Below are 8,256 nucleotides of genomic sequence, written 5' to 3'. Positions count from 1 at the left end.
CGAGCATGGCGATAGTGCGGATAGGGGGATGCTGACTGGAGCTCTAGGGGGGGGCTCGGGCTCTTTCTTTCAGTCATGGGGGGGATCGCACTTTTAAGTGGGAATGCCGAGGGCATGGCTCAAGCACTTCTTATTGCCTTGGCAGGCACCGTGACTCCGTTTTTATGGGAAGTCCTGCGTCCCATGCCCCTTCCCATCCTGCTCAACCGCCGCACCCGCGAGCTGTATTTCGAGCAGGATGGCGAGCTGTGCCACGCACCGTGGGACGGTATTGCCGCAGTGGCCTATGCCTACGGCACCGTCGGCCCCTATACCGCGGGCATGCGCCATGCGGCTCTCGAAGCCCTACTGCACCGCCACGGCCATCCTGAAGAGCAGGTACTGATCAACCTCGGCTCGCCCATCGGCAAGAGCCTGGAGATGCAACTGGGTTTCTGGGAGTACCTGCGCGCCTATATGGACAATGGCCCCTGGTTCGACGAGCAGGGCCGGCATAGCGAATCGCCCGAGTTCAATCAGAGCCTACTGGAGGTGCGTAAGAGCAAGGGACAGTCGGTACGCCTGTATTGGGGGCTTATCAAGGACGAATACCGGGCCAACAAGGGGCGCAACTTTCTCAGCTACGCCGATTTCATGCTGCTGTTCGGCAGCATGCTGCTGTTGCCCGTGCGAGCCCTGCAAAACTTCACCTACGCCATCGCCAAGCGCCGCTCGCGCAGCCAGTGGCCGCAACTCATTCGTGAGCGCCTGCGTGCCGATGGTCCGACCAGCCGCCTGGTCGACCTGGAGCAGGGCCAGCCGCGTGCCTGATCTGAACGCAACGTTCGCCGAACGAATCCCGGGTTCCCGTTCCCGGTGGTCCGTCAATTCATCTGCGCGAGCAAGGCACGCTGTCTTCCCGCCTGGCGGCTCACCTCGTCCGCCACGCCATAGGTGTCGTGCTGCAGCTGCAGGCCATGGCGGGCCAGCTCCTGCAAGGCACAGAGCTTCTGGCTGATTTCTTCGGCCGCCAGCTCCTGCTGCGTACCCGCCCCGGCGATCTGGCCGCCGATGTCGGCGATTTCGCTGACGTGACGAGCTATGTCGGCGAGGGCCTGAGAGGTGGCCTCGACCTGCTCGACACTGGCCCGCGACTGCTCCAGGCCCTGCTGCATACGACTGACCACCTCGCCCGTGCCCTGGCGCAGCGCCTCGATCATTTGCTGGATCTCGTCGGTGGAGGCCTGGGTGCGCCGGGCCAGGGAGCGCACCTCGTCGGCGACCACGGCGAAGCCACGGCCGTTGTCGCCGGCCCGCGCCGCTTCGATGGCGGCATTCAGCGCCAGCAGGTTGGTCTGTTCGGCGATGCCGCGAATCACCGCAAGAATGCCGCCGATGGTCTGGCTGTGCCGGCTCAGGACGCCGATCGCCTCGGCCGAATGATCCAGCGTGCCGGCCAGGGCGCCGATACGTTGGTGCGCAGCCTCCACCCGCCGCTGCCCCTCGGCGCTGAGCGCCTGTGCCTGCTGGGTAAGCCCGACGGCATTGCTGGTATTGCGGGCCACTTCGCGGATGGTGGCGCCAAGCTGTTCCACCGCCGCGCTGATCGCATCGAGGGCCTGCTGTTGCCGCTCGGCCACGCGGTTGCCGCTGCAGAGCAGCTCGCGAGTACGCTCGGCATGGCTGGCGACCCGGCCGCTGCTGTCGCCGAGGCGCGCCACCATCGATGCCAGGCGTGCCTCCAGCAGGCGATTGCCCAGCTGCAACTGGCCGATTTCATCGATCCGCCCGGTGTATATCAGTTGCTTGATCGGATGTTCGACGAGCCGTCTGCTGTGAGCCACCAACCGGGCGAAGGGCCGCGCATGCAGACTCAGCAGCAGCCAGCACAAGCCGACGCCGCCCGCCAGCAGCGCCAGTGCGAAGGCCGGCGCGGTGTTCGCGGCCAGCAGGCCGAGCGGGGTGAACGCCAGCGCGGCCAGCAGCACCTGGACACGGGTGCGGCCCAGCCATTGCCAGCGCAGCGCCGCGGGTTGTTTGCCTTGGCTACGGACCCGGTAGATGTCCGCCGCCCGCTGGATGGTGTCGGCGTCCGGCAAGCGATAGATCGCCTGGTATTCGCTGACCGCATCGCCATCGAACACCGGACTGATGAAGGCATCGACCCACAATGGCCGGCCATCGGCGCCACGGTTCTTCATCATGCCCATCCACGGCTGGCCGCGGCCCAGGGTATTCCACAGGTCCGCGATCGGGCCGGCCGGCATGTCCGGATGACGCAGCAGGGATGCCGGGCGCCCTTCCAGCGACGCCGCGGATGCGCCGAGTTGCCGGCACAGCGCCGGGCTGGCGTAGAGAATGTTGGCCTTGCTGTCGGTCAGCAGCACCAGTTGGTCGCTAAGTGGGTCCGGTTCGTGGTGGTTCTTTTGCATGGTTTCCTCGTGCGCGGCGGGAGCGAAACAAGGCGCACCGACGGGAAACCGCCAGTGCGCCTTGCTCGACATGACAAAAGGTTGCGGCCCGGCAGAGCACCGGTCCGCGGGGGCTCAGTTACCGGTGGCGCGCATGTGCTGCACGCTGAACATCTCCGGCGGGCTCAGCTTGGCGTCGACCACGCCCTTGAACTGCCCGGAGGTGCAGTGCATGGCCTGCACGTCGATCATGCTGAAGCTGTCGTCGATCGACACCCCGCTACCTTTGTTGACTGGCAAATGGTGGTCGGGGTGGGCCTGGCCGATGGTGAAGGTCTTCCACAGACTGCCCTTGCGGTCGTAGGAGATGGTGCGCGGCACGGTGAAGGTTTGCGCGTCCATATAATGCACACGCTTGGCCAACGGGTGGCCGGCGTCCACCGGTGCGGCTTCCACTTCATAGACCTTGCGCAGTTGCCAGGTGATGTTGGGGAAGCAGCCGCCCTGGCCGCCGAACGCCACCACCTGGTAGCCCTCGCTGTCCTTGTGGGTTTCGCTGTCCAGGCTCAGGTCGTTGTGGTTGTAGAACGGCATCAGCATGAAACGGGTTCCCTTGTAGGTCCACTTCATGTCGGAGATGCGCCCGTTGTAGCCTTCGAAGTCCTCGATCATCAGGTCCGAGCCAAGGAAGGCGTCGGTCACCTGGCCGGTGGCCAGACGCCGCACGCGGCGCTGGAAGCCGAGGTACAGCCAGGAATTGTCGCGCTTCAAGTCATCCTGGGCGCGGTGGATCAACAGCTGGGTGTTACGCACGTCGTGCGGCTCCAGCACGTTCACGTAGATACCGCGGAACAGATCCGACGGGTTCGGCGTGATCGCCGGCTTCGGGTCCTGGTTCACCCGGCCGGTGAAATTCAGGAAGTGGAAGTTGAACTTGATGGTCCGCTCCACCTTGCCCGAGTTCATGTCGCGGAATTTCCAATAGAACGGCTGGATCGCCGCACTGTCGCCCCAGTTGTAGCCGTACTTATAGTTCCAGGCGAGCTTTTCGCCGGCACGCGGATCGTTGACGTCCGGCTCCTGGGGAAACGGCCGGCCGGCGACCCAGCCCTTGATCTCGCCCGGCTTGGCGCCGAGTTGAATCTTGTCCATGCCTTGGCGGGTAGCCTCGACGTAGTTGGGGTGCAGGTCGAAGGAGGTGGTTTCGCCAACCTTCAGCTCGGCCCAGCCCTTCTCGATGAAGCCGTAGAAGGCCGGATCGAGGATGTCCTTGAACTGGGCGACATTGCCCTGGTTGATGGTCATGCCGGCGCTCAGCCCGGCAAAGCTCGGCTTATTCTTGGCATAGGGCTGGAAGGACTGCTCGATCACGGTTTCGTCAGCGGCCTGCGCACAGCCAGCGGCAAGCGCAAGCGTCAGCACGCCCAGACGGAAGGTGTTCTTGTTGTTTTTCATGAGGTTCTTTCCTTGTGATCAGAAGCTGTAGCGCAGGGTGAGTTGCAGTTCGTCTTCCTTCTGGGCCATGCCAATGGGGCCGGCGCGGAAGCGCCCAAGTGGCTCATAGCCGCCAAGGCCCAGGGTATAGCCCTCCGGCTGGCCGGCGCTGGTGAAGGGATCCCATGGGTTGCAGCTGCGGCAATCGTCGTACTCGCGCGCGCCGCGGCCGACCTTGACGTTGGCACCGGCGATGATTCGCAAGTTGTCGTTGAACAGGTACTCGACGCTCGGCGCGATGGCGGTGGCCCTGGCCCTGAAGTCGTGGGCGGCGAGCAGCTGCGGGCTGAGACGGTCGTTCATCCACCAACCCTTGAACAGCAAGGTGGCGATCCAGTTCTGCTCCCAGTCCGGCATGCCAGCCTTACCCCATGCCCGCTTCTCCTCCTGGTGCTCGTGGATGTGCTGGCCGAACAGCTGGCCGGAGATAAGGAACGCACGGCCTGGGTTGAGGAAGGGAATGAAGACGTTTTTGTCGGCACCGATCACGTAACGGGTCACGTCGGACTCGGAGAACAACCGCGACTGCAGGGTGTTGGCGAACTCCTCGCCCGAGGTGTGCGCCACTTCGAAGCGGAACACGGTGTCGATGGCCTGCGAGTAGTAGTCCAGCGAACCACCGAGCAGGTTGACCCGTGGGAAGTGGATATCGAAGGCAATCAGGCTTGGCCACGGCGCCACCTCGCCGGTGAATCCATTCTGCCCAGGCACGCCGCCACGCAGGGATGGCAGCTGCGAGCGGTAGGTCAACGCATTGAGGCTGAAGCCAAGGTCACCGTAGACACCTTCCAGCTTGATGCCGAACTGGGTGTTGGACAGGCTCCAGGACGGCATATGCGCCTTGCGGATGCCGATCTGTCCGGGACCGAAGTCGGTGGCAACACCACCAGCCGGGCTGGCACCGGCGAAGTTGGCCACGGTGCCACCGTTCTCCCAGAGGTTGTTCATCCCGCGGAAGAAACAGGCCGCATCGAGGATCGAGTTGGGCGTGCCGCACTGGCCGAGGTTGTGCGGACGGAACTTGTCGAAATTCCACACGAACGACAGGTTGAGGTCGTCGAACACCTCGCCGGCGCCCATGCGCCAGTCAGCCTTGGCGATCCACATCGGGATGCGGATGTCCTCCAGCTCGTCGTAGATGTTGTTGCGCGAGTAGTCCACCGGGTTGATCACGTCGAGCACGCGGAACAGGTCGGTACGGCCCCAGATCACCTGCTGCTTGCCGACCCGCCAGCTGACCATGTCGCCGTTGGGCAGGTCATGGTCGAAGTCCATGTACAGCTCGCGGATGAAGTCCAGCCGCTCGTTGAACTCGGGGAAGCGCAGGTCGTTGCTGTCGGCGTCCAGGTAGTCGTCGATGCAGCCGCGGCTGTCCTTGTCGCAGGGCCGTACCGGCACGCCGAAGGCGACGCCGCCACGGGTCTTGTGCAGCCTCTCGCCGAGCACCAGCATGCCTTCGTTGGGGTTGTTGGCCGGATCGAAGGTATACGGCAGCTGCAGTCCGCCACCGTGGGGCACGCTGTTGCCCGCCGCGCTGTTTTCCAGGGTAATGGCACCGCCCGCACCACTGCCGTATTCGCTGGAATTGAGGTCGTAGACCCCGTCGTAGCTGCCACGGAAGGTGCCGTGGAACTTGATGTTGCGAAATGCGCCGCGGTCTTCCAGGGCACGGTCGGCGTTGAGCTGCAGCGTGTTGCGGAATTTCGACAGGCCGGCCGAGTCACGCACGTGGGTGGCGTTCTCATAGAAGCCGGTATAGCGGGTTTCCTCCTCGGCCAGCGCGCTGGCCAGCGGCATCAGGGCCACGCCGGTACCGCCGAGCATGGCGAATCCCAGGTTGCGCAGGTTCGTTCTTGTTGTTGTCTGCATGGCAGTTCCTCTTGCGATCATGGTTGAAGCCGCGCACCCGGTTCAAGCCGGATGCGTAGCCCCCTCTAGCAACCCACCCTCGACCCGTTGGGCCGGGGACAGGGATTCGGTGGGCAGGTCGTGGCCGGCATGGATGATGCCGTCTTCGTCCGCATAGGCATCGGTGATGAAGCGAGGCTTGAATACCAGCACCCAGGCGGGCACCAGCAGCATCGAGGTGAAGCCATTGAGGACGATCATCACGCACAGCAACAGCGCGGCGTCGGCCTGGAAGCGCAGGTCGGAAAGCAACACCCACATGATGATCCCGGCCATTAGAGTGATCGCCGTAAAGCTCACGGCCATGCCGGTGGTGGCGATGGCACGGTGCACGGCGCTGGCGAGACTGCCGTTCTTGACCATCTCCTCGCGTATGCGGTCCATCATGTAGATCGAGTAGTCGATGCCTACACCGATACCGACAGCGATCACCGGCACCGTGTTGATGTCGATGCTCATCCCCGCCAGGCCCATGTAGGCATAGGTCAGCACGGTGGCGAAGAGCATCGCCATCAGCATCATCAGCCCGGCGTGCCAGCTGGTGTAGAAGACCATGACGAAGGCAAAGATCAGCAGGAACACCAGCGGAAGCACCAGCAGGTTGGTGTCGAAGGCCGACTCGTTCATCGCCGCGGCCACACCCAGGGTGCCGCCGGCCAGGCGTATGGACAGGCCGGGAACTTCCTCGCCGTGCTCGGCGATCCACTGTTTGGCCATATGGATGGCGCGGCGGATGGTCTCGCCCTGGCGATCCTTGTAGTAGAACACCAGGTTGGCGATGCGGTCGTCGGTGTCGTTGAACTCGTTGAGCGCGCCGGGAATCGGGCTGGAGGCCATGTAGGTGAACATCAAACCACCCACGTAATCGGCATCGTGGGGAATCTGGAACCAGCGCGGATCGTCGTTGTGCATCAGCCGGTTGACCTGCTTGACCAGGTCCGGCAACCCCTTGCTGCCGCCTACCGAGGGATCGCCGAGCATGTGCGCCTGCTGCGACTGCAGTGCCTTGAGTACCTCGGGACGCTTGATGCCGCCGGCTTCCGCATGCTCGGCGATGATGTACAGCTCTTCGGAGCCGGGGAAGCGCTCGTTGATCTCCTTGGATGAGACGTTGTAATCATGCTCCGGATAGAGAATCGGCGAGCCCGGTTCGGAGTCACCAATGGTCACTTTCGAGGAGGCCCAGAGTCCGGCGAGGATTGCCAGCGCGGCGATGATCAGCAGCTTGCCGGCCGCACCGGGACGCGCGACGGTCGCGGCGCAGGTTCCTCCGACATGCCGCAGGAAGGTTTCCTTGATTTCGGGATTCTTTGGCGTTGGCAGGATGGACAGCAACAGTGGCACGCCGATCAGCACGGAGAAAATCACCGTTGTCGCCCACAGCGAGGCATAGATACCAAGCTTGGTGTTCAATGCGATGGATCCGATGGCGATCAGCGCCAGCCCGATGGCGTCCGAAGCAATGCCCAGAGTGCCCGGGCGGAACAGACTGTCGAAGGTCGCCCGCGCCGCCAACTGGCCATCGCCGAGTACACGCACTTCCGCATAGTAGCGCTCGACCAGTTGCACGCCATGGCTCATGGCGCGCGCCGCGATCAGGAAGGGGATCACCAGACCCAGCGGATCGAGGTTGTAGCCCAGCAGGCTGATGATGCCCAGGCCCCAGACGGTCGAAATCATCACGCCGCCGAGTGGGATCAGCACGCCGTAGGCCTTGCGGAAATGGAACACCAGCAGCGCCAGCATCGCCAGCACGGTGAACAGGAAAATCTGCAGGATCTGGTCCATGTAGGTGTAGGCCCAACCCACCAGCACCGGTTGCCCGGTCGCGTAGAGGGTCACGCCCTCGCGCGTCTCGGCCTGGCGCAACGCCTGCAACTGGGCGAACGTCTGCTCGTAGTCGAGCTGGCCTTCGATCAACTGCGCCTTGACCAGAGCCACCTTGAGGTCCGGTGAAACCAGAGGGCCGTAGACCCGCGGATTAGCCACCACGTCGGCCTTCATTGCGCTCAGTTGGGCCTCGTCCAGCGGGCCGAACTCGGACTGGTAGTAAGGCTCGGAATTGATGCTGCCAACCTCGGTCAACCAGATCTTGCGCGAGTTGCGGTGGGTCAGGCTGCTGACCAGGTTGTGGTTGACCCCCGGCAGGCTGTCCACCGCCTGGGTGACACGGTCGATGGTGGCCAGGTTTTCGTTGCTGAACAGATCACCCTCGGTGAACTCGACGCCAATCACCAGCACGTTGGCGCCGCCGAAGGTGTCCTTGATGCCGTTGTGCAACTGGATATAGGGATGCTCCTGCGGCAACAGGTCGGCGAAGTCGGTGTAGATCTTCAGCGCCGGAATGCGCATCGCGAACAGCAGCGTCAGGGCAGCGATGACCATTAACACGCTACGCGGATGGCGAAACAGCCAGACCTTGACCAGATAGAAGACATGCGTGAAGTGATGCAGGGACATGGGC

Annotated in this window: 5 protein-coding genes; 1 reads left to right on the top strand and 4 read right to left on the bottom strand. The window is 63.6% G+C overall.

Annotated features, from left to right (window positions below; translation table 11 throughout):
- The first annotated feature begins 183 nt into the window (after positions 1 to 183).
- The gene (locus IN820_RS08250) at positions 184 to 810 is read left to right on the top strand and encodes a hypothetical protein (RefSeq protein WP_193680516.1); all 627 of its coding nucleotides are present in this window, start codon (positions 184 to 186) and stop codon (positions 808 to 810) included.
- 53 nt (positions 811 to 863) lie between these two features.
- Here the strand turns inward: IN820_RS08250 and IN820_RS08245 are convergent, their stop codons facing one another.
- The 4 genes from IN820_RS08245 to IN820_RS08230 form a co-directional block, all read right to left on the bottom strand.
- Positions 864 to 2,411, bottom strand: coding sequence for a methyl-accepting chemotaxis protein (locus tag IN820_RS08245; RefSeq protein WP_193680515.1), 1,548 nt, complete (start codon positions 2,409 to 2,411; stop codon positions 864 to 866).
- A gap of 114 nt (positions 2,412 to 2,525) precedes the next feature.
- Entirely contained in the window at positions 2,526 to 3,845 is a 1,320-nt protein-coding gene (locus IN820_RS08240; RefSeq protein WP_193680514.1) for a DUF1329 domain-containing protein, read from the bottom strand.
- A gap of 18 nt (positions 3,846 to 3,863) precedes the next feature.
- Positions 3,864 to 5,753, bottom strand: coding sequence for a DUF1302 family protein (locus IN820_RS08235; protein WP_193680513.1), 1,890 nt, complete (start codon positions 5,751 to 5,753; stop codon positions 3,864 to 3,866).
- A gap of 42 nt (positions 5,754 to 5,795) precedes the next feature.
- A complete protein-coding gene (locus IN820_RS08230; protein ID WP_207793541.1) occupies positions 5,796 to 8,252 on the bottom strand; it encodes an efflux RND transporter permease subunit in 2,457 nt (818 codons plus the stop codon).
- Positions 8,253 to 8,256 lie beyond the last annotated feature (4 nt).

Source organism: Pseudomonas lopnurensis (assembly GCF_015070855.1).
Lineage (GTDB): Bacteria > Pseudomonadota > Gammaproteobacteria > Pseudomonadales > Pseudomonadaceae > Stutzerimonas > Stutzerimonas lopnurensis.
This window is presented reverse-complemented; position numbering and strand designations above follow the sequence as displayed.

Coding starts and splice junctions, on each gene's coding strand:
- IN820_RS08250 (WP_193680516.1), top strand. CDS start 184: ATGCCCCTTCCCATCCTGCTCAACCGCCGCACCCGCGAGCTGTATTTC.
- IN820_RS08240 (WP_193680514.1), bottom strand. CDS start 3,845: ATGAAAAACAACAAGAACACCTTCCGTCTGGGCGTGCTGACGCTTGCG.
- IN820_RS08235 (WP_193680513.1), bottom strand. CDS start 5,753: ATGCAGACAACAACAAGAACGAACCTGCGCAACCTGGGATTCGCCATG.
- IN820_RS08230 (WP_207793541.1), bottom strand. CDS start 8,252: ATGTCCCTGCATCACTTCACGCATGTCTTCTATCTGGTCAAGGTCTGG.
- IN820_RS08245 (WP_193680515.1), bottom strand. CDS start 2,411: ATGCAAAAGAACCACCACGAACCGGACCCACTTAGCGACCAACTGGTG.